Annotated in this window: 20 protein-coding genes; 12 read left to right on the forward strand and 8 right to left on the reverse strand. The window is 48.3% G+C overall.

All coding sequences use genetic code 11. The features are described 5' to 3' along the window. Positions 1-66: 66 nt before the first annotated feature. The 3 genes from mreD to QUB16_RS01980 all read right to left on the reverse strand — a co-directional run bounded on the left by mreD (position 67) and on the right by QUB16_RS01980 (position 2,531). Entirely contained in the window at positions 67-633 is a 567-nt protein-coding gene (gene mreD, locus QUB16_RS01970) for a rod shape-determining protein MreD (RefSeq protein ID WP_333313641.1), read from the reverse strand. Continuing rightward, positions 630-1,436, reverse strand: a complete 807-nt coding sequence (gene mreC, locus QUB16_RS01975; RefSeq protein WP_333313643.1) for a rod shape-determining protein MreC — start codon at positions 1,434-1,436, stop codon at positions 630-632. The genes mreD and mreC overlap by 4 nt, the downstream gene beginning before the upstream one ends. 87 nt (positions 1,437-1,523) lie before the next feature. Further along, positions 1,524-2,531: a rod shape-determining protein gene (locus QUB16_RS01980; RefSeq protein ID WP_006632285.1), complete on the reverse strand. Its 1,008-nt coding sequence runs from the start codon at positions 2,529-2,531 to the stop codon at positions 1,524-1,526. Positions 2,532-2,861: 330 nt separating this feature from the next. Here QUB16_RS01980 and QUB16_RS01985 point away from each other — a divergent pair, with 330 nt between their 5' ends. The 3 genes from QUB16_RS01985 (at position 2,862) to QUB16_RS01995 (ending at position 6,094) form a co-directional block, all read left to right on the forward strand. After that, positions 2,862-3,221, forward strand: a complete 360-nt coding sequence (locus tag QUB16_RS01985; RefSeq protein WP_333313645.1) for a single-stranded DNA-binding protein — start codon at positions 2,862-2,864, stop codon at positions 3,219-3,221. Positions 3,222-3,268: 47 nt separating this feature from the next. Continuing rightward, a complete protein-coding gene (locus QUB16_RS01990; protein WP_333313646.1) occupies positions 3,269-3,790 on the forward strand; it encodes a tetratricopeptide repeat protein in 522 nt (173 codons plus the stop codon). A 309-nt stretch (positions 3,791-4,099) separates the two neighbouring features. Further along, entirely contained in the window at positions 4,100-6,094 is a 1,995-nt protein-coding gene (locus QUB16_RS01995; protein ID WP_333313647.1) for a tail fiber protein, read from the forward strand. A gap of 180 nt (positions 6,095-6,274) precedes the next feature. Here QUB16_RS01995 and QUB16_RS02000 read toward each other — a convergent pair whose 3' ends face one another. After that, the gene (locus tag QUB16_RS02000) at positions 6,275-7,348 is read right to left on the reverse strand and encodes a hypothetical protein (protein ID WP_333313649.1); all 1,074 of its coding nucleotides are present in this window, start codon (positions 7,346-7,348) and stop codon (positions 6,275-6,277) included. Between the two features lie 52 nt (positions 7,349-7,400). On the opposite strand from QUB16_RS02000, the gene QUB16_RS02005 reads away from it, so the two are divergent. From QUB16_RS02005 to QUB16_RS02025, 5 genes are all read left to right on the forward strand, one after another. Further along, positions 7,401-8,705, forward strand: a complete 1,305-nt coding sequence (locus tag QUB16_RS02005) for a metallopeptidase TldD-related protein (RefSeq protein WP_333313650.1) — start codon at positions 7,401-7,403, stop codon at positions 8,703-8,705. 238 nt (positions 8,706-8,943) lie between these two features. Next, on the forward strand, positions 8,944-9,768 hold the full coding sequence (locus QUB16_RS02010) for a DUF3153 domain-containing protein (protein ID WP_333313652.1): 825 nt from the start codon (positions 8,944-8,946) through the stop codon (positions 9,766-9,768). Between the two features lie 364 nt (positions 9,769-10,132). Next, positions 10,133-10,522: a lipopolysaccharide assembly protein LapA domain-containing protein gene (locus tag QUB16_RS02015; protein ID WP_333313654.1), complete on the forward strand. Its 390-nt coding sequence runs from the start codon at positions 10,133-10,135 to the stop codon at positions 10,520-10,522. 80 nt (positions 10,523-10,602) lie between these two features. After that, the gene (locus QUB16_RS02020) at positions 10,603-11,418 is read left to right on the forward strand and encodes a segregation/condensation protein A (RefSeq protein ID WP_333313656.1); all 816 of its coding nucleotides are present in this window, start codon (positions 10,603-10,605) and stop codon (positions 11,416-11,418) included. A 317-nt stretch (positions 11,419-11,735) separates the two neighbouring features. Continuing rightward, positions 11,736-12,899, forward strand: a complete 1,164-nt coding sequence (locus QUB16_RS02025) for an NDP-sugar synthase (RefSeq protein ID WP_333313657.1) — start codon at positions 11,736-11,738, stop codon at positions 12,897-12,899. Between the two features lie 391 nt (positions 12,900-13,290). Here QUB16_RS02025 and speA read toward each other — a convergent pair whose 3' ends face one another. The 3 genes from speA to QUB16_RS02040 all read right to left on the reverse strand — a co-directional run bounded on the left by speA (position 13,291) and on the right by QUB16_RS02040 (position 17,536). Beyond that, positions 13,291-15,300, reverse strand: coding sequence for a biosynthetic arginine decarboxylase (gene speA, locus QUB16_RS02030; protein ID WP_333313659.1), 2,010 nt, complete (start codon positions 15,298-15,300; stop codon positions 13,291-13,293). Positions 15,301-15,638: 338 nt separating this feature from the next. Further along, on the reverse strand, positions 15,639-16,787 hold the full coding sequence (locus QUB16_RS02035) for a helix-turn-helix domain-containing protein (protein WP_333313661.1): 1,149 nt from the start codon (positions 16,785-16,787) through the stop codon (positions 15,639-15,641). A 158-nt stretch (positions 16,788-16,945) separates the two neighbouring features. Beyond that, positions 16,946-17,536 carry a DUF3611 family protein gene (locus QUB16_RS02040; protein WP_333313663.1) on the reverse strand — a complete coding sequence of 197 codons (591 nt, stop codon included), beginning with the start codon at positions 17,534-17,536 and terminating at the stop codon, positions 16,946-16,948. A 167-nt stretch (positions 17,537-17,703) separates the two neighbouring features. Here QUB16_RS02040 and QUB16_RS02045 point away from each other — a divergent pair, with 167 nt between their 5' ends. From QUB16_RS02045 to QUB16_RS02060, 4 genes are all read left to right on the forward strand, one after another. After that, positions 17,704-17,874 carry a hypothetical protein gene (locus QUB16_RS02045; protein ID WP_172186391.1) on the forward strand — a complete coding sequence of 57 codons (171 nt, stop codon included), beginning with the start codon at positions 17,704-17,706 and terminating at the stop codon, positions 17,872-17,874. Positions 17,875-18,228: 354 nt separating this feature from the next. Then, complete coding sequence (locus QUB16_RS02050) at positions 18,229-18,522, forward strand: hypothetical protein (RefSeq protein ID WP_006632298.1); 294 nt, start codon at positions 18,229-18,231, stop codon at positions 18,520-18,522. A gap of 103 nt (positions 18,523-18,625) precedes the next feature. Continuing rightward, positions 18,626-19,054, forward strand: coding sequence for a heavy metal-responsive transcriptional regulator (locus QUB16_RS02055; RefSeq protein WP_333313665.1), 429 nt, complete (start codon positions 18,626-18,628; stop codon positions 19,052-19,054). Further along, entirely contained in the window at positions 19,051-19,203 is a 153-nt protein-coding gene (locus tag QUB16_RS02060) for a hypothetical protein (protein ID WP_333313666.1), read from the forward strand. Before QUB16_RS02055 ends, QUB16_RS02060 begins: the two co-directional genes overlap by 4 nt. Before the next feature lie 443 nt (positions 19,204-19,646). On the opposite strand, the gene QUB16_RS02065 is transcribed toward QUB16_RS02060, so the two are convergent. Beyond that, positions 19,647-20,570 (reverse strand): fused MFS/spermidine synthase, encoded by a 924-nt coding sequence (locus tag QUB16_RS02065; RefSeq protein ID WP_333313667.1) that lies wholly within the window; start codon positions 20,568-20,570, stop codon positions 19,647-19,649. Between the last annotated feature and the right edge of the window lie 69 nt (positions 20,571-20,639).

The raw sequence follows: 20,639 nt of genomic DNA on the forward strand, positions 1-20,639 counted from the left end.
TATTGTTAGTAAAACCCGCCCCTACAGACATTGGCTGGGGCGGGTTTAATGACTAATGACTAATGACTAAGATTTTTCTAAATTCCTGGTCATTTCCCACAAGCGATTGAGCGGAAAATAAATCACCGGAGCCCAAAGACTGCTAAGAATAGCAGAACACAAAGCCACTCGCTGGTGATAGCTCCAAATTTCCAGTAAAGCCCGATCGCCCATAGCAAAAAATTGCAGCCCCATCACCGTTTCCGCTACCACCGCCATCCCAAACACAATTAACGCGATGGGAATCGGATCTCTCTCAACAATATCTACCGGAATCGACCAGGTTTTCTGCAAAACAACTGTTAGGACTCCTACAAAAACTAGACTCACAGCGTGGCTGGGATGAGGAGCCGTCATCGCATCTTGAAGAAACCCCAAAACCAAGCCCATGCTAGCAGCTCCCCAAACTGTACGTTTCCGCTTAATACTCCAAGCTACCAACCAAATTAACAGCCAGTTTGGTCCAATTCCCAGCAATTCCATTCCCGGCATCCGAGTGGGCAATATCAATATGCACAGCATCACAGATAGAAATGTAACTGCGAAGTTGAGAAATTGGCGCGATCGCGAAGACATCCGAGATAAAGCTTTCATTGTTGCTGTGCTCCCTCAGATGCTGCTGAAGATTGACTCGGCGAATCCTTCGATTCGGCTTGCTTAGAGTGCGGGTAAACCACCGCCCACTCCAGAGCATTCATCGGTGCAGAGAACTCAACCACAGCTTCGGGAGCCGGAGTTTTATTCATATCCACCGAAACCACTTTTCCCACAGGCAAACCAGGAGGGAACAACTGACTGTAAGAAGAAGTTGAAACCATATCCCCAGGCTTGACATTGGGAACATTATCAAAAAACTCAATCACAGCCTGATTTCCGCCTTTCCCGCGCATAAAACCCATCTGGCGACTGCGGGTAATTCCCACACCCAATTGACTCGTAGCGTCGCTGACTAACAGCACCAAGCTAGTATTAGGAGTAACGCTGACAACTCTGCCTACCAAACCGCCGGGGCCCATCACAGTAAAATCTGTTTTGATGCCATCGTTACTGCCGCGCCCCAAGGTTACTTGCTGCCACCAGTGGCCCGCACTGCGGCCGACAATAGGAGCCACAATCCCTGCTGGTTTCTTAGCCGAAACGTAACCTAAAAGCTCTTTTAGCTTCTGATTTTGAGTTTCTAATTCTAATAGTTGCGCTTGCAATTCTTGAGTGCGCGCCGAGATGAGCTCCTCTTGCCCAGAGCCGTTGGCGTGAAACGGACGAGTCACCCAATTGTAAACTTCAAATACTGCCCCACCTTGTGTTTGCCGAACTCCCCAAGCGGCCGTTACAGCTAAACCTAAAAGAGCTATTGGCAGCCGCAGATCCCACCACTTTCGGAATGTATTTTTTAGCATAATTTCACTAATCTAAAATTGTTAAGTCAGGATTTTAGATTTGAGATTGCAGCCGTATTTCTAAATCCACAATCCCAAATTTGTTAACTACATATTACGCGACGACTGCCCGCTGAATACCCGTTCCAACTGTTTGTTTTCCAATACCCTACCAGTTCCCAAAACCACGCAGCAGAGCGGATCGGCTGCCACGTGAGTGACAATTCCTGTTTCGTGACTGATCAGAGTATCTAAACCTTTCATCAGCGCGCCACCACCAGCCAGCATAATTCCCCTGTCAATAATATCTGCTGCTAATTCCGGGGGGGTGCGTTCCAAAGTACGCTTGACAGCTTCCACAATTACTGAAAGCGGTTCCGACATACTTTCGCGAATTTCTGGGCCTTTGATAGTAACAGTTCGCGGCAAACCCGACAGTAAGTGCAAGCCCCGCACTTCCATCATTACATCGTCATCCTCTGGAGTTGGATATGCAGAACCAACCTGAATCTTAATTTCTTCAGCAGTGCGTTCGCCGATGACCAAATTGTGAACTTTTTTCATGTATTGGACGATCGCCTCATTGAGTTCGTCGCCGGCTACCCGCACAGACTCACTGATAACCGTACCTTGCAAACTCAAAACCGCAACTTCCGTCGTACCTCCGCCTATATCTATAATCATATTGCCAGTCGCCTCAGCAACAGGCAGTCCAGCCCCGATCGCCGCAGCGATGGGTTCATCAATTAACCGTACTTCTCTAGCACCGGCCTGAGTCGCCGCCTCAATGACAGCACGCCTCTCGACTCCGGTGACACCGCTGGGGATGCCAATAATTATCCGCGGCGAAACTAAGCTTCGGCCTTCGTGAACCCTGCGGATAAAAGTCTTCAGCATCAGTTCCGCCGTATCGAAGTCTGCAATTACCCCGTCGCGAAGCGGGCGCAGTGCTATGACGTTCCCTGGCGTGCGGCCGAGCATTTTTTTGGCTTCTTCTCCAACAGCCAGCGGTATTTTTAAATCTTGGTCGATCGCCACTACAGAAGGTTCCTGCAGAACAATACCTTTGCCGGATACATAAACGAGCGTGTTAGCAGTACCGAGGTCGATACCCATATCTCTAGATAACGAAAATCGATTGAGAAGACCCACTGATTCGTACCCCCCCCAAAAACTAAAATACTATTGTGTGCAATAATGTTGTTACAAAAGTGTAACCGAGGTGGATTCTATTACGTTTTTCATCCTGAGTCTAGTCAGAAATGTACATTGTCGAGCTCAGGTTGAGCGCAGACTCGCCAATCATCCACTATCAATATGTTCTGCTAACTGGGTGTACAATCAGGATGAAGCCTCACAAGCGCTGTTCCAAGTTCAGTTTGGAGGCTAATGCCCGTGTGGACTGTTTAACTACATCACCGATCGACCACATTCCAAAAAAAGTTTATGAGTCTTAATGTTGTGACTTTAGTAGGCCGCGTCGGCGGCGACCCGGACGTGAAGTATTTTGAGTCGGGTAAAGTTAAGTGCAGGTTGACGCTGGCGGTGAGAAAGCGATCGCGCAATAGTGACGAACCAGACTGGTTTACCTTGGAACTCTGGGATAAAGTAGCCCAGATTGCTGCTGACTACGTTCGCAAAGGCGCTCAAATAGGAATAACAGGCTCTTTGAAGTTCGATCGCTGGCAAGACCGCAATACCGGAGCTAATCGATCGCTACCTATAATTAGAGTAGACCAGTTAGACTTGCTGGGTTCCAAACGGGACAACGAGTCGGGTATGTCGCAACACAACAGCGAATTCTAGTGTTTGGGGAATTTGGGAAGTAATATTTGTGAATGGGGTGGGTGCTCGTGACTTCAGAAAAGTTAGAAATTGTTCAAACTGAGTACCAAGCTGGGCAAGTAGCTTTTGAGAGTGGCCGGTATGCTGAATCTGTGCAGAGTTTAGAAACAGCTACCGGTTTAGTCGATCGAAATTCCCGGTTGGGCGGTGAGGTGCAGATGTGGCTAGTGACAGCCTACGAAGCCTCTGGCAATACAGAAAAGGCGATCGAGCTTTGTCGGAAGCTCACCCGCCATCCCCGCCAAGAAACCCGCCAACAAGCAAAGCGCTTGCTGTTCATTCTCGAAGCTCCCAAACTCACTATCCCTCCTGAATGGATGGTGAAAATCCCTGATTTGGCAGCTTTAGATGAAAATCAATCAATCAGTTTTCAATCCAATCCCAACGCTGATATCAAGTACGCTAAACCCAAGCCAGTCGTACCAGAGCCTGTAGATTTGAGTCAGGTTAATACGAAAGACAATCGATTTATCTGGGTGGCGTTAATTGCCACAATTATAACTTTTTGTTGCTTGTTGTGGCTGAGCTAGATTTGTCAAAACTACTATATATAATGGACTTACCCCATAATTCCTGTGGGGAGTAGGGCTTAGGTATCCTGCCGGCCCTGGAAAAGCTTTTTGGGAGTCAAAGAATCAAAAGGCAGGAAACCAGTTTGGTGAATAACTATAATTTCAGGTTGGGATATTTACTGAAGTGCGAAGAATTATGTGTAGCAACAACTCAGTAAACTAGCATCTAAAAACCTCATTCTGGCTTAAGAATGCGGTAATTCTATTTTGTAAATCAATCAGATCGATGGCACTAATCTAACCTAAAAATATTAGGAGCGTTCAAAAATGGCAAATATTGCAGGCACAGCAGACATCGACCTGCTCGTAGGAACCCCAAATTCGGACACGATTTCGGGACTGGTCGCACCAGACAAAATATGGGGACTTGGTGGCAACGACCAGATATTCGGAGGTCCCGGAAACGACATAATATATGGCAACCAGGGTGCAGACAGCATCTACGGCGACGACAATGAGGATATTATTTACGGCGGCAGAGGTAATGACCGGATCTTCGGCGGTAAAGGTAACGATTTTCTAATGGGCGAAGAAGGAGCCGATACCCTGACGGGTGGCGCTGGCAACGATATATTTGTTGTAGGCCGGGGCAACGGCTTCAACGTGCGAGGAGGCCCTACAGTCGCCGATGCAGACTTCATCACAGATTTTACCCGCGGTCAAGATAAAATTGCCTTAGCAGACGGACAAACAGCTTTTGATGTGGCGGCTGTCCCCGTTAACTTGAACGGCAGCACAGGAACAGCAATTAAGGAACTGTCCAGCGGGAATTATTTAGTAGTGTTGCCTGGTTTAGTCAACTTCACAGGCATGGACTTTATCCAATTACAGGTCGCCGAGGGCTTCATCACCATTCCCCCGCAAGGTGCAACCGGGCCGACAGGCCCAGCGGGCCCGACAGGTGCAGCGGGTGCTGTCGGGCCAACAGGTGCAACGGGATTACCGGGTGCGACAGGTCCAGCAGGTCCGACAGGTCCAGCAGGTGCAACAGGTGCAACAGGTGCGACAGGTCCAGCGGGCCCGGCAGGTGCAACGGGATTACCGGGTGCAACAGGCCCAGCGGGCCCGACAGGTGCAACGGGATTACCGGGTGCAACAGGCCCAGCGGGCCCGACAGGTGCAACGGGTCCAGCAGGTCCGACAGGTGCAACGGGTCCAAGCGGTGGTGCAACGGGTCCAACAGGTCCGACAGGGCCGCAAGGTGCAACAGGTGCGACAGGCGCAACGGGTCTAGCGGGTGCGACAGGCGCAACGGGTCCAGCGGGTGCGACAGGCGCAACGGGTCCAGCAGGTGCGACAGGGCCGCAAGGTGCAACAGGTCCAGCGGGTGCGACAGGCGCAACGGGTCCAGCAGGTGCGACAGGGCCGCAAGGTGCAACAGGCGCAACGGGTCCAGCAGGTGCGACGGGTCCAGCGGGTGCGACAGGTGCAACAGGGCCACAAGGTGCAACAGGGCCACAAGGTGCAACAGGGCCGCAAGGTGCAACAGGCGCAACAGGTCTAGCAGGTGCGACGGGTCCAGCGGGTGCGACAGGCGCAACGGGTGCAACAGGTGCAACAGGGCCACAAGGTGCAACAGGGCCGCAAGGTGCAATAGGTGCGACGGGGGCAACGGGTCCAGCAGGTGCGACAGGGCCGCAAGGTCTGGCAGGGGCAACGGGTCCAGCGGGTGCGATAGGTCCAGCGGGTGCGATAGGTCCAGCAGGTGCAACAGGGCCGCAAGGTCCAGCAGGTGCGACAGGGCCGCAAGGTGCAACAGGGGCAACGGGTTCAGCAGGTGCGACAGGGCCGCAAGGCCCGGCAGGGGCAACAGGTCCAGCAGGTGCAACGGGTCCAGCGGGTGCGACAGGTGCAACGGGTCCAGCGGGTGCGACAGGTGCGACAGGTGCAACAGGTGCGACAGGTCCAGCAGGTGCAACGGGTCCAGCGGGTGCGACAGGCCCGACCGGACCTGTCGGCTTCGGAGGTTTGGGGCTAAATTACATCATTGCCCTTAACGGTATATATCCATCAGAATATGGGGCGGGTAGTGGTGAAACTTTTATAGGAGAAGTTAAGCTGTTTGCTGGCAACTTTGCCCCCGGAGGGTTTGCGTTTGCTGCGGGGCAACTGTTGCCAATCGCTCAAAATGTGGCTTTGTTCTCCGTCTTGGGAACTACCTACGGCGGCAACGGACAAACTACTTTTGCCCTCCCCGATTTGCGAGGCAGAACTCCTGTCGGTACAGGTGGAACTGTCAACCTCGGGCAGCAGCTTCCTTAACTGCTTCCGTGGCGATAATTTTCACTGGAAATTTTCACTGTGACGCACTTTTTGTTTCGCCATAGGGTGCGTCACGGGATTTTAGATTGGCGATTTTTGATTTGGGATTGTAATATTTAGTTTGTAGGGCGGACTTACGCCCGCACTACAAACCGCGATCGAACGCGCTTTGACTGCTTTTTAATAGCCTAAAATATTATTAATCCCAAAGTTGCGAAGTCGCGTTTCGCAAGCGTTTTGATAAAGTTGTTCGGCTAACTGGGCACTCTCTGCATCTCCCTGACGCAGTAAAGCATATTTCAGAACGTCATAAGGTTTTTCGTACTGTGCTTCTGGATATTGAAATCCCATGCGTTGAATGGCTTTGCCGTAGCCTTGATGTTTGCCCATCGCGATCGACAAATGAGCCCAATGAATCGCTTGAGAGTTCAAACCTGCATAGTAAGACGCATAGGCAGCCAACCAAGCTAATTCGGCAATTCCTGCGTGTTTTGTCAAGCCTTTAGCACACGCATTTATTGCTTCTTGATAATCTTCTAGCATCAGCCAACATTCCGCTTCTCGGTAGCAAGCCCAAGCTGCTTCTTCGTCCCAGCCGTTCAGATTCGCACAATCTCGATAAGCAATTATTGCTTGTTTGAAATCGCCTAAATTTTTCAGAGTTTCCCCCAAGTAAAAAAACCAGCGAGTATTAGTTGGTTCTGCTTTTACAAGTCGGTTGAGAATTTCTAAATCTCGGTTAAACTTATCTGTACTAGCCGCAGCAGTTTTTGGAACTTCGGAAAATGCGATCGACTCCATAAAAGTCCGAACTCCGCTGCCACAATCGAAGTATTCGTGAGTCGCACCGACATATTTTCCCGTTGTCGGAATTCTAAATAATTTCTCCTTGCAGTAACTGCGGTTAATTTCATAAACTAGAAAAACATCGCCTGCGAGACTTGCGATCGCACCTCGAATATTACTTGATTGTAAATGAATTCGCTCGTCCGTGTCGAGGATAATTGCCCGCTCGGCACCTATTTCTTTGGCAGCTTCCAAGCTAAAATTGCGAGCTGCAGCAAAGTCGGCTACCCACTCAAATTTACGCTCTACGTATTTCTCTCCAGCAACGGCTGAGGCAAGGGCTAAACTTTCGTCAGTAACACCCGTATCAATTACAATACAAGCATCAACCCAATCGGCGACACTGGCTAAAGCAGCTTCTATTAAGTCGGCGTTATTGCCGGTAAGGGTGATAGAGACAATTTTCATGCGAGACAATCGCTAAAATTAAAAAATACCAGCATAACAGGCTATTATTATTGTGAGCGATTCAACCGTAGACCAGATTTTGAAATTGGCCTCTCAGCGCGCCGATGCCGCTGAAGTATACTACCTGTCGAGTCAAGACACGCCCATCGAATTTGAAAACAATCGCCTCAAATCCCTGCAAACCAAAGCACTGCAAGGCGTAGCACTCCGGCTGATTTACCAAGGCAAAATCGGTTTTGCTAGTTCCACAGATTTAACGCGGATAGACGATTTAGTAGATGCAGCGATTCAAACAGCCGAAATCGGCGACCCCGCAGAATTTGAACTCGCCTCCAACTTCCACCTCAAAGGCCCGGAAACCACCTACACTCCGCCCACAACTCAAGAATTAGTCGAAAACGGCAAAAACCTCATCGAGCAAGTTCACGCCTACAATCCCGATATTATGGTAGATGTCGGCTTTCACGTCCGCAGCGGCAGAGTGAAAATTGCCACGACGCAAGATTTGTATGCCGAAAGAAGCAGCCAAATAGTCAGCGGCACTATTGCTGGCAATTTGGTAAAGGGAGAAGATTTTATGCAAGCATACAGTTACGACGTTGCGCGCGATCGTCCCCTAGACACCAACAGCATCCTCCAATCACTCCTCGAAAAATACCGCCTCGCCGAACATTCAGCCACCATCACCAGCGGTTCCTACCCAGTATTATTTACCCCCAGAGCCGCCGCTAGCACCCTCGGCGGCTTGTTTGATACCATCCTTTCAGGTCAAGCAGTAGTTCAAAAAGCCTCTCCCCTCGCCGACAAAATCGGCGAAACCTTATTTGACGAACGCTTTACCTTTTTTGAAGACCCCACTTTAGGCCCTTCTGCTTGTCCCTTTGACGACGAAGGTACACCCACCACCCGCAAAGTCTTGATAGACAAAGGTACTGTCACCGGATTTTATTGGGATCGCAGGTGGGCCGCTCGCGCCGGTGTACAATCAACCGGCAACGGTTTTCGTGGCGGATTGTCTCGCCCCGGCCCTGATTTAACTAACTTTTGCATTTCCCCAGGAAATACCGCCACTCAAGACTTGATTGCTAGCATGGACGAAGGTCTAATAGTAGAGCAGGTTTTAGGTGCCGGTCAGTCCAATCAGTTAGCTGGCGAATTTTCTGTCAATTTGGACTTAGGCTATAAAGTAGAAAAAGGCAAAATTGTGGGTCGCGTCAAGAATACAATGGTGGCAGGCAGCATTTTTGAAGCCTTTAAAAATTTGGCAGATTTGAGTAGCGAAGCCGAATGGGTAGGCGGTGCAGCCTATTTGCCGAGTATGCTGTTTCAACATTTGGGTGTAGCTTCGAGGCAATAAGTTCAGTGCGGTTTTACTCGTTACCAGGCTCTGCCTGGTAATACATATCATGAGGCTCTGCCTCGAATTTGGATGAAAGCTTGCGAGGCAAAGCCTCTGGACATGGGTTCCCAGGCAGAGCCTAGGAACCAGTTAACCAGTTAAACCAGTTAACTTGCGAAACAAACATAGAAACAGTGTCGGCAATTCAACGCTTTGCTAATTCATGCAAATAGGTAAAAACAGGGAAAAATTTATAATGAAAGAGCCAAATGTCAAGGATGGAACTGGGAAGAAGAAAAAGCACTTTTTCTTTCTTTTACCTTTGGTTTTTTGCCTTTTAACTCTAGTGACTGGATGCGTTCAGTACGATGTCGGGGTCAACTTTGAGAGTCAAACTCGTGGCGAAATCGTGCAGCACATTAAACTGGGGGAAAGGTTGACGAGCTTCAGCAGCGAAACTGTTGCAGAATGGTTGAAAAGCATAGAAAGCCGGGTGAGGTTGCTGGACGGAAAAACTAAACGGCTTTCCCCCACAGAAGTTCTAGTGAGGATTCCTTTCAATAATGGAGCCGAGTTGCAAGACAAGTTCAACCAATTTTACAATCCGATCGCACCAACCACACAATATCGGGTTTCAAGTCCGCTAGAAACAGATTTGCCGAAGTTTGAATCTCACCTGAATGTCAAGCAGAATAATTTATTATTGGTGCTGCGAAATCGGTTGAGTTTGGAATTGGATTTGCGCTCTCTTTCACTGCTTTCTTCTAATGGCAGTCTGCTGCTGAGTCCGGGGGGACTTTTGGAGCTAGACTTTAGCTTGAACACGCCTTGGGGCGCCGAAAGTATTGAAACTGTCGCCGGTGCGCTGGTTCCCGAAAGCTCTCAGCAAGGAAAACAGTTAGTTTGGAAGCTCAAACCCGGAGAAGTTAACTATTTGGAGGCGATATTCTGGATTCCCAGCCCGGTAGGCATTGGGGCGCTGATTATTGCCTTATTTGTAGCCGCGGGCATTGCTTTGAAATATCAAATATTGCCAGCACTGGGAATCGGCAAGAAACCACAAAACATCGGTCAAACCTAAAGAGGATATGGGGAGCATCTCATATTTGTAAAAATACTTCTTCTGGCTCCTTCCTTCTTCTGGCTCCTTCCTTCTGGCTCCTTCCTTCTTCCTCTTTCCTTCTGCCTCCTGCCTCCTGCCTCAAAACTCCAATTTCTAGCGGAGGGCTGCAAAGGTGAGATGCTCCCAGGATATGTCCTAGAGGGGCGGCTTAACCAATCTCTTCAATCAACTCTCAGAGCTGCAATCAACCCGCCCCTCCCCGGATATTATGGTTAATTGACCCGATTAGATTTTATAAAAACACTGAGAATATATGCCTAAAAACAGTTGACAAATGGTAAATAATTTGCTTAACCTGAATTGAGAATTAGGAACAGAGAAAATGCGATCGCTAAATTTCTTCTTCATCTTTCTGATTTGCTTGGCTCTAGTATTATTCAGCATCGAAAATACACAGCCAGTCGCGATTCAAGTTATCGAAGGCGTCCAAGTTAAAGCTCCGCTGTGCGTAGAACTAATTGTAGCGACCGGATTAGGGGCAACACTAGCGTGGCTGTTCAGTCTGTGGTCGAGAATGCAGCGAACCCTCGCCTCGCGCCAAGAGATTCGCCAAGTTCGCGAAAAAGAGCAGCGGATTCAGGAATTAGAACAAAATCTTGAACGCTATAAAGCCGAAGTAGAAGGCAAACAACCTTTGTTAGAAAGTGCAGAACCGATAAGTTTAGAAATAGCAGCCATTGAGGGCACGACTACTGAAATGACCGCCAATTAATTTGATATGCTCTCTGGTTTTCTCCGAGGCAAAATCTAAAATCTAAAATCTAAAATCTAAAATCTAAAATCTAAAATCGAATGGCCGTTTCCCGAGACCAAGATGGCTTAGAAACGATTTCCGAGGGGATCGCAATTTTAATTGACCTAGCCGAACGGGGAGAAATCGATCCTTGGGACGTTAAGGTAATTGAAGTGTTCGATCGATGTCTTAGCAAGCTTACGAACGCCTGCGATGCAGATCAGAGTAAGGATTTCTCCGATTTGTCCCACTCCGGCCAAGCGTTTTTGTACGCTTCAATGCTGGTTTTGCTCAAAGCAGAAAGTATCGTCCTCTCCGAACCCCCCGCGAATCCCGACGCCGACGAGCCGGCAGTAGAAGACGCAGAGCACTCAGGCGGGCGACACTTGCCGCAGCATTTAGAGCGGCAATTGCGCCGTCGCGGTGTAGCTCAACTACCGCAAAAACGCCCGGTGACTCTCCCAGAACTGATTGAGCAGTTGCAGCTAATGAAAGCAGCAATGGAGCAGCAGACAGTTACCCCCCGGCGTCGCCCTACCTCAAAAATGCGATCGCAAGCGGCCCAAGCTATCTTTGAGCTAGCTCACCAAGAAAATCTCGTAGAAACTGCTAGTGAACTCGAACGGTTTCTGGCTCAGCGGGGCGCGGAAATTGACGAGGGTTGGCTGGACTTGGACACATTGCTAGAGCTCTGGCATCATAACGACTCGCACTCTCCTGTCAACCCAGAACACCCAGTATCGACTGGGGAAGTTCACTTGCCAAATCATGACCGCGTGGGTATTTTTTGGGCGTTGTTGCTGCTATCGGCTCAGTCTAAAGTAGAGTTGCTTCAAGAGGAGTTTTACCAAGACCTCAAAATCCGCGCGCTTTGAGCTTGCAGGGGATTAGCTTCTCGGAGGAAACTAATAACTATGCCACTGCGTCGGTTAAGATTCCAGGCAGAATCTCGCTCTATGGCATTCTGTTGCTGAGCCCCGAATGCGGAGAGCGGCAGTGCGAAGTTCTTGGTGATTCCCTATTCCTGGTTTCTTAAATCTAGGTAAATTGGGGATAAATGATTGATAGCCTGGTACGATGTCGCCTATAAACTGGTCAGGATTTTGCTGTGCTCGATCGATTCGACGATCGCAACCGCTAGCATCTAATTGTTGAGTTTATATCAATTAACAGAGGGTTGAGGAAGTTAATAATGAAAGCGATGATTCTGGCGGCCGGTAAAGGCACTCGCGTCCGTCCTATTACTCAGACAATACCCAAACCGATGATTCCCATCCTGCAAAAGCCAGTGATGGAGTTTTTGGTTGAATTGCTCCGCCAGCACGGATTTGACCAGATTATGGTCAATGTTTCTCACCTGGCAGACGTGATTGAAAACTACTTCCGCGACGGTCAAAAGTTTGGGGTACAAATTGCCTATTCTTTTGAAGGGCGAATTGAGGACGGAGAAATGATTGGAGAGGCTGTCGGTTCGGCTGGCGGTATGAAACGAATTCAGGACTTCTCGCCGTTTTTTGACGATACTTTTGTAGTGCTGTGCGGCGACGCTTTGATTGACTTGGACTTGACTGCTGCTGTGAAGTGGCACCGGGAAAAAGGGGCGATCGCTACTATTGTTATGAAATCGGTTCCCCGCGAGGAAGTTCCCAGTTACGGAGTGGTGGTAACAGACGAGTCTGGCAAAATTAAAGATTTCCAAGAAAAACCTTCTGTCGAGGAAGCTCTGAGTACCGATATTAACACTGGTATTTATATTTTTGAACCGGAAATATTCGATTACATCCCTTCGGGCCAGGAATACGATATCGGTTCGCAGTTATTCCCCGCGCTAGTAGCAGCAGGCGCCCCTTTTTACGGAATTAGCATGGACTTTGAGTGGGTGGATATCGGCAAAGTTCCTGATTATTGGCGGGCAATTCAGAGCGTACTGCTGGGACAAGTTAAAAATGTTTCGATTCCGGGAATTGAAGTACGCCCCGGCATTTACGCTGGTTTGAATGTAGCTGTCAACTGGGATAAGGTTGATATTACTGGGCCTGTTTACATTGGCGGGATGACGATCATTGAGGATGGAGCAAAAATTATCGGCCCGACAATGATTGGCCCAAATTGTTGGCTTTGCAGTGGCGCCACTGTGGAAAACAGCGTGATTTTTGAGTATTCCCGTTTGGGCCCGGAGGTGCGGTTGGTTGACAAACTGGTGTTCGGGCGCTACTGCGTTGATAAAACCGGGGCTGCGATCGATTTGCAAGCGGCGGCTCTCGATTGGCTGATTACTGACGCTCGCCAAGTTTTACCGACTCAACACGGAGAAGAGCGGCGCGCGATATCTGAAATTCTCGGTAATGGTGGATAATTGCTAATTGCTAATTGCTAATTGGTAATTGCTCAAGGTAAGGTGCGCTAGCCGCACCCTACTTTTACGTTTATGAGCTCAGCTTTCAATTATGGTAATGTGCTTAGGTTGCACCTCACCTCTTCCACCATTCTCAAAAACAGGCTTTCCGGCCTGTTCCACAAAGAGTAGATATTCTTGTGGAACAGGCCGGAAAGCCTGTTCATAAAAGGCTTATTGACAGTGGTGCAACATCTCAGTTGCACCCTACATCTTGCACCATTCTCAATTAGCCGTAGGGGCGGGTTCGCCAACAGCCTTAAAGCTTGCAAATAGGTTCTATAAACCCGCCCGACCCCACGAAAAATCCTCTTATTGATATTGCTGCAAGATGTCAGTTGCACCCTACATTTCACGACTGAAGATAAGTATATTGGCTGAGACTCCGCTCGTAATTTTGCAGCAAAAGTTGGGCCTCGGAAAGAGTAATTTTATTTTGCTGCAAAGCGGCTTCTGTCTGACGGCGGATGCTTTCAACCAAATTTTCTGAATCGTACTGTACGTAGCTGAGGACTTCTTTCATAGTGTCTCCTTTCACAACGTGTTCGATATGGTAGCCAGAAGGTGTTAGCTGAATGTGAACTGCATTGGCATCGCCGAATAAGTTGTGAAGGTTGCCCATAATTTCTTGATAAGCACCGCCCAAAAATAGCGCCAAATAGTACGGTTCTCCATGTTTGAGAGTATGCAGTTCCAAAACCGACTTCACATCTCGCAAATCGATGAATTGGTCGATTTTGCCGTCGCTGTCGCAGGTAAGATCGGCTAAAATACCGCGTTGAGTTGGTTCTTCGTCGAGTCGGTTAATTGGCATAATAGGGAACAATTGGTTAATTGCCCAACTGTCGGGTACTGACTGGAAAACAGATAAGTTGATGTAATAAATGGACGCCATCACCTTTTCTAAGTCTTCCAAATCGTCAGATACGTATTCATTTTGCCGCGCGATCGCCTGTATCTTATCGCAGCAAGCCCAGTACAACTGTTCGGTTTTCGCCCGTTCCGCAATTCCCAAATAGCCTAAGTTAAATAAACTGACTGCTTCTTCCTTGAATTGGATAGCATCGTGATAAACTTCTTGGTAATTTTCGGGGCTGATAGATTGGTAAATTTCGTAGAGATTGCGCGGAATTTGGTGCGCGTTTTCATCTACTGGTTCGGGTACTTCTCTGGGGACATCGCTAGTACCGAGTACGTCAAAAACTAATACTGATTGGTGAGAAGCGATCGCCCGCCCGCTTTCGCTAATGATAATGGGAACCGGGATTTTGCGCTCGTCGCAGGCATCTTTCACTCCCGCTACTACGTCGTTAGCGTAGTTTTGCATATTGTAGTTTTTGGAAGCGTGGAAGTTGGTTTTAGACCCGTCGTAGTCAACGCCGAGTCCACCGCCTACGTCCAAGTAGTTCATATTAGCTCCCAATTTAGCTAATTCTACATAAATGTGGCTGGCTTCTCGAATGGCGTCTTTGATGACGCTAATTGAGGAAATTTGAGAGCCGATGTGGAAGTGCAGTAACTGCAAACAATCGAGCATTCCCGCTTTTTCTAGTTCGTTGACTGCACGGATAATTTCAGGAATTGTCAAGCCAAATTTTGCCCGATCGCCCGTGGAAACTCCCCAGCGGCCAACGCCTTTGGTAGTGAGTTTTGCTCGCACTCCCAAAATCGGTTTAATTCCTAATGCTTTGCTGGCGGCGATTGCGAGTTCTACTTCCTCTATTTGCTCCAGCACAATTACGGAAGTTTGGCCTAGCCGCTGCGCCAAAATAGCAGTCTCGATGTATTCGCGGTCTTTGTAACCGTTACAAATTAATAAAGCGCCTGGGTTTTTTAAGGTCGCCAAAGCTATCATTAATTCCGGTTTCGAGCCGGCTTCGAGCCCGAAGTGATGGGGTTGACCGAAACGCACCAAATCTTCAATTAATTGTCGGTGCTGGTTGCATTTAACTGGAAAGACACCGCGATAGACATTTTTGTAATTGTACCGAGCGATCGCTCTGGCAAAACAAGAATTTAAGCGCTCGATCCGGTCTTCCAAAATATCAGAAAATCGAATCAGCAGGGGCAAAGCCAAATTTCGCTGTTTTAGGGATTCTACCAGTTCGCACAAGTCCAGGGAACCGCCGCGATCGCCCTTGGGAGATACTGTAACGTGACCGGCTGCATTGATCGAAAAATACGGTTCGCCCCAACCTTGAATTCGGTAGAGTTTCTCACTATCTTCTATAGTCCAAGATGCTTGTGGCAGTTGAGCCGCCGTTACCAAAGCACTGTCTGGTGCCGCCAAACTCGTGACTGTTGGCGAGTGAGTCGATAGCGGATCGAGATCGGAGAAAGCAGCGGTGGCTGGGGAACTCATCTTATGGGAAACCTCTTTTAGGAGTGGTCAAATAGATAGTTTATCGCAGATATCGGGTTTCCTGATGCAGTTGAAAAATCACTTTGGGTACAGGGGCTGGCGATTTTAGATTTTAGATTTTAGATTTTAGATTTTAGATTTTAGATTTTAGATTTTAGATTTTAGAATTGACTCTACAGATAGATGAAAAGCGCGGATTGAACTACAATCTCAACCGTATTTGCTTTGCGGGACTTATTTCTTCAAGCAAGTATCCCTATGCAGGTGAACTCGGAAACTCGGTTTCCGAGTTCACCTGCGCCAAGAGAGTTATCGGACGATCGCTCGCCCGACACACACTAACCAAAAATCACCTCCGGCGGCGCCATGTCAGCCCCCATCCTCAATCCCCCGTTATTAGACTTCTTCAAGCCCGGTTGAGGTGCTTTTTCTGGGGTCTTCTGAGCCGGTGCAACTGAGGCTGGCGGTGCCACCTGCGGTTGAGGTACTGCCTGTGCTCCGGGGATCACGGGTTGCTGCGACAGCCAACCCAAACCCCCTACAGCCCCAGCCATCAAAGCGGTGTAGCCGATGTACAAATGCACCGGACGCATTTGAAAGCCTTCGCCTGAGTCGGAATCGGAAACAGACACATACATACTGGGAATTGGACTCGGAGCGGGTTTGGGCAAAGCATTCGCCATAGCGCTGCCGTCTAGTCCCAAGGCGTCGCCCAGTCTGCGGATAAAACCTCTAACGTAAATATCTTGGGGCAGTTTGTCGATTTCCCCATTTTCGATCGATTCGATGTGGTGCACCGGCACGAGAGTTTGACTGTGGAGTTGCAGCAGGGATAGGGAGCGAATTTGCCGTCCCTTACGCAATTCTTTACCCAACTCCCGCAGGCACTCTTCTCGCTCTTGAACGGCTAAAGCTGCTTCTTCTTCCTTGGTGAGTTTTTTCGGCTTTTTGGGAAAACCAAACCCTGGGAAGGATTTTCCGGGGACGGTGACAGTTGCAGGTGGAGCCGACTCGACTTTAAGTTCGTCTTGGGGCGCTTCTTTGCTGTCTTCAGAAGTGTTGGTGTCTCGATCGGAAGTTTCAGTGTCGGACTCGGTTTGGGGGGGCGCTTCCACACTAGCGCTGCGCCAATAGAAGACAGGAGCAGCTACTGGTGGCTCCAATTCTTGAATTTCTGTCACCGTCTCAAAGGCGGGACTTACAGCAGTAAAACTCTCTTGGGCTACTTGCGGTTCAATTTTGTTTTGTTTGGGAAAGCGATCGAATGCGAGCTTGACGGCTTCTCTGCTAACTGCTCTAATTAAAATTTCGGCAGCGGAGGCTGCTTCGCCCAACATTGTTTGCAAGCTAGCTAGAGCTTGGCTATAGGTGTCACTACATAGGAGTTCAGCTTCTATTTGACCTAGGACAGAACGAAAACTTTCTTGAGAAATTTCAATAGTTGGGTGATCTGTCACCCCAAAATAAGCCTCGGGTTTCAGTGCCATGATATTCATGTTGTCTTGGTAGAAGGTATCTGAGTACGTTCTTCGACAGGTTGGCAGTGATTCCGGATGTCGGTTGGGGGAGAGTGGGAGTGTGAGGGAGAGTGAGAGAGTGAGAGAGTGGGAGAGTGGGAGAGGCGCAATTCCCACTTACCAATTTTCTATTGCTTGTGGATGCGATCGAGCAACCAAAGAGCTCCGAAAATCCCGACAAAATGGGCAACAGTGGCGTGAGTATTGGCGAGTACCACAAATATATCTAGGGGCTGAATAAATCGGCCCACATCAACTGCGGCACCAAACAAAGCTTGCGGCTGAGCTAGAGATTTGGCTAAAAGCGTGCCGCTGATGGCTTCTGCGCCGATCAGCGTCAGGATCATTCCTGACAAGTTACTCATCAGTGCCAGCCGCACCTCTTTGATGGTGTCTGCTTTTTTGGGGCGGACAGCGTTACCGGGCGATCGCAGTTGTCTCGACAAACGAGTGAAGCGGAAAGAGCGATATACGCTGTAAGCGAGTACGGCGAGGCCGCAAATGGCAAAAAATACGCCGCCGCCGGTGCCGGCACTGGTTGAACCCGCACCGGCGGTAGCCCTGGGGAGGGCGAAGGGGATGGCAAAGAGCAAAATGATCGCCGCTACCACCCCTAGCACTAACTGTACCCAGAAGCAAACCCAGCCTGTTGTACGAAGGGCAAAGGCTACTCGCTGTACGGCGACAGGAAGCTTATCGTTATCTAACTGATTAGTCATATTTTGAGCGGGTATAATTAATTGGCATTAGTTGGCAGCAGTTTTTTCTCTTCGGGGACGGTTGACGGCGGTTAACCCTCTTTATAATAGAAGTAGCAATGTTTAAGATTTGTAACTAACATTGGATTTCACATTTGAATAGCGTCGATCGCCAGGTACCCAAAGCAATGACACAACTACAACCCACCGTCACTCCCAAACTGGAACAGCCAAAGTTTGGCTTCAACAGCTACGCGGAACGCCTTAACGGTCGAGCTGCGATGATCGGTTTTTCTCTAACTTTAATTATCGAGTATGTCACAGGCCAGGGCTTGCTGTCCTGGTTAGGTCTCAACTAATTTTAGCAATGGCGCGGTCAGCCTTACACTTTGTCTTGACTCTTCCGGCAGCGGGTGTGGCTTCTGCTGACCGCGACAAATTCGGGAATTGATTAAAATATTAATTAGAAACAAGCCCAGCGACTTCTCTGTCGAGAGAGTTCTGTTCCCGAATGCAATAGCTGGCTTTTGGAGGTATATATGGGGTGGAATTTTGATTTGACAAGCTTGGCAATTTTGCCTCGCTCCCGTACAATTCCCCACAGGCGAGAAGATGAATTTAGGTGAAGCTAGTCTTTGAGCTAGAAATCCCGATCGTTCCGCCAACTCTAAGTTTTAGAGCTTGTAAATAAATATAGAACAGAGTAAAACCAAATGAATGCTTCGTGGACGCGACTTTTGAGGTCAGCTTACCGTAAAGAGCCAATTACCAGCTTTGTTGTGACAGTGGGCGTTGTCGATGCAGCCATCGGCAGCATGGGTGCGAGTGGCTCTTTATTGGCTTTTGGGCTTGGCACCGCTGGGGTGGCGATGGCTCTCCGCTGGTGGCAATTTTACCGCTCTGGAGCCGAACAACCCGCACCTGCTCCCGAATACTATCTTCCTCCTCAGTCTTCTAGACCTCAGTTACCGGTGCTTAATGTGTCTAAAAAAAATCCTCCTTATTAAGATTACCGGGCAATGGTGACTAGGCGATGTGCCGATCGACTCCCTGGATCTGAGGCACCAAAAGATAGGGCAAGAAAGTCTTTCGATCTTGGATGCTTGGTTTATGAATATTTCTGTTGCCGAGAAACTGTACAAAATTGGCTCTGTAGCTGCCTGTAGCGGTTTGTCGGTGAAAACTGTTCGTTACTATGAGGAGATGGGCTTGCTGTCTCCTGCGGTGGAGCGATCGCCCGCGGGTTATCGCTTGTTTGGCGAAACTGTATTCAACAGGTTGGCGTTTATTAAACGATCTCAGACTCTGGGTTTGAGCCTTCAGGAAATTAAGGATATTTTAGAGGTTCGCGATCGGGGAGAGTTGCCTTGCTCTGAAGCGAAGCAGCATCTAACGGCTAAGGTAGAGGAAATTTCCGTGCAAATTGCAGCCTTAGAAACTTTGAAGGGGGAGTTGCAAGGCATTCTCAACTGCTGGCAGGAGCAACCCTCGCAGGCGAGCATTACTAGCACGATTTGTCCGAACATTCAGCGGGATTGAGCACCGGAAAGATACAAAAAAAGGGAAGGAATTATTGGTTTCCTTCCCTTGATGGTTTTGTGGGTGGTTTTGTGGGTGGTTTTGTCGATCATTTGGTCGATCGTGCTGAGCTTTTAACTGTTTTCGCAGAGTTTGCTGTTGCTTTTTGAGTTGCCGAGCCCTGGCTGAGCCGCCTTTACCTTTGGAGTTTCTACCCTCGCTGCGAGGAGACTCCCAACTTTTTAGTCTCATGTTTTTCATTGTTTGCACTACTTCTATAATACACCGCCAGATTTTCACTGTCAAGTATTTTTTAGAACGCTGTTTCGTAGTATCAACTGTTGAGTGATTGGGATTTGCTAAAGGCATAGCGATGGTGCGCCCATAAACACCCTACAGCCCGATCGTGCCCCCATAAGCACCCTACAATTAGAGTTTTTTGTCGGATTCCCTTAACAGCCCTAATTGTGTATATAGCACTCCTAAATCATTTGCATAATTATTGTAGGGGCAATCCCCCCGTGGTTGCCCGATAGATAGGGGGTAGGCACGGGGAGTAGGGGTCGCACTACCCCTACAAATTTATCTGAATCATTTAGGATTGCTATATTGATCAGTCCAAGTATCCGGCGGGTATTTCAGCATCTGTAAAAATTGGCAGCGTTTCCCAACTTTTCACCCATTCCGGCAATTGGGCTACTTTTTTTAGCTGGAGAGACATTTCTATTAAGGAAAATCCTAAATTGTGGAAATCTTGAATAATTTCGGCTTTCAAGAAAATTTCATTTTTAGCTAAATCGGGAGCATTAGTGGCAATGACAATGCTGTTGCCGGTTTCTAAATTGCATATATAAACTTGTGCGAACACAGTTTGAATTGTTTTCACCGCTGCGGCATTAAACTCTTGTTTGTGGAACAGGTGGACAACTAGAACACCTGCGCTTGACAAGTGAGTTTTGCACAGTTGGTAAAATTCTTGTGTCACCAATTTATAGGGCATATAGCCGCTGCCAAAACCAGCATCCACGATAATTATATCGTTTTTTACTGGGGAATCTTGTTGGGCTAGATATTCGCGCCCGTCTTGAATGGCTACTTTGAGTCTGTCGTCGAATTGAATGCCAAAAAATTTTTGAGCTACTGCGACTACTTTTTGGTCAATATCTGTACATTCGACTATCGCGTTAGGGAAATAGTGGTGGAAAATTCTGGGGAGGGTGCCGCCACCAAATCCAATTACATAGATTTTTTTTGGGTGAGTTTTCCAGACTAATGCTAGCAGCACGGCTTGGGAATAGGGAAAGATTAAATTTAGTGGATTGTTGAGGTCTAGGATTGATTGAGCTACATTTGTGATTAAGGTTTCTCTGTCTGCTAAAAGCAGTAGTAGCACTGAGTTTATTTTTTTTACGGCGATGCAGTTGTCGCCGGAATTTTGTTGAAATAGGATGCCGTCTGGCTGTTGCTGAAGCCAATTGATTTGTTGGTGAATAGCTGCTAAATTGCTAGTTTGTCGATCGCCTTTATAATCAGTCATACGATTTTAGATTTAAGATTTTAGATTCAGGGTAAACGCATCTTAACTTTAACCCAAAATATGCTACAG

Source organism: Microcoleus sp. D3_18a_C4 (genome assembly GCF_036702415.1).
Classification (GTDB): Bacteria; Cyanobacteriota; Cyanobacteriia; order Cyanobacteriales; family Microcoleaceae; genus Microcoleus.

Excerpts from the sequence above, each read along its gene's own strand:
- QUB16_RS02035 (WP_333313661.1), bottom strand. The coding sequence starts at position 16,787 with ATGGCACTGAAACCCGAGGCTTATTTTGGGGTGACAGATCACCCAACT.
- QUB16_RS02025 (WP_333313657.1), top strand. The coding sequence starts at position 11,736 with ATGAAAGCGATGATTCTGGCGGCCGGTAAAGGCACTCGCGTCCGTCCT.
- QUB16_RS02015 (WP_333313654.1), top strand. The coding sequence starts at position 10,133 with ATGCGATCGCTAAATTTCTTCTTCATCTTTCTGATTTGCTTGGCTCTA.
- QUB16_RS02045 (WP_172186391.1), top strand. The coding sequence starts at position 17,704 with ATGACACAACTACAACCCACCGTCACTCCCAAACTGGAACAGCCAAAG.
- QUB16_RS01980 (WP_006632285.1), bottom strand. The coding sequence starts at position 2,531 with ATGGGTATCGACCTCGGTACTGCTAACACGCTCGTTTATGTATCCGGC.
- QUB16_RS02040 (WP_333313663.1), bottom strand. The coding sequence starts at position 17,536 with ATGACTAATCAGTTAGATAACGATAAGCTTCCTGTCGCCGTACAGCGA.
- mreD (WP_333313641.1), bottom strand. The coding sequence starts at position 633 with ATGAAAGCTTTATCTCGGATGTCTTCGCGATCGCGCCAATTTCTCAAC.
- QUB16_RS01995 (WP_333313647.1), top strand. The coding sequence starts at position 4,100 with ATGGCAAATATTGCAGGCACAGCAGACATCGACCTGCTCGTAGGAACC.
- QUB16_RS02010 (WP_333313652.1), top strand. The coding sequence starts at position 8,944 with ATGAAAGAGCCAAATGTCAAGGATGGAACTGGGAAGAAGAAAAAGCAC.
- QUB16_RS02000 (WP_333313649.1), bottom strand. The coding sequence starts at position 7,348 with ATGAAAATTGTCTCTATCACCCTTACCGGCAATAACGCCGACTTAATA.
- mreC (WP_333313643.1), bottom strand. The coding sequence starts at position 1,436 with ATGCTAAAAAATACATTCCGAAAGTGGTGGGATCTGCGGCTGCCAATA.
- QUB16_RS02050 (WP_006632298.1), top strand. The coding sequence starts at position 18,229 with ATGAATGCTTCGTGGACGCGACTTTTGAGGTCAGCTTACCGTAAAGAG.
- QUB16_RS02020 (WP_333313656.1), top strand. The coding sequence starts at position 10,603 with ATGGCCGTTTCCCGAGACCAAGATGGCTTAGAAACGATTTCCGAGGGG.
- QUB16_RS01985 (WP_333313645.1), top strand. The coding sequence starts at position 2,862 with ATGAGTCTTAATGTTGTGACTTTAGTAGGCCGCGTCGGCGGCGACCCG.
- QUB16_RS02065 (WP_333313667.1), bottom strand. The coding sequence starts at position 20,570 with ATGACTGATTATAAAGGCGATCGACAAACTAGCAATTTAGCAGCTATT.
- speA (WP_333313659.1), bottom strand. The coding sequence starts at position 15,300 with ATGAGTTCCCCAGCCACCGCTGCTTTCTCCGATCTCGATCCGCTATCG.
- QUB16_RS02055 (WP_333313665.1), top strand. The coding sequence starts at position 18,626 with ATGAATATTTCTGTTGCCGAGAAACTGTACAAAATTGGCTCTGTAGCT.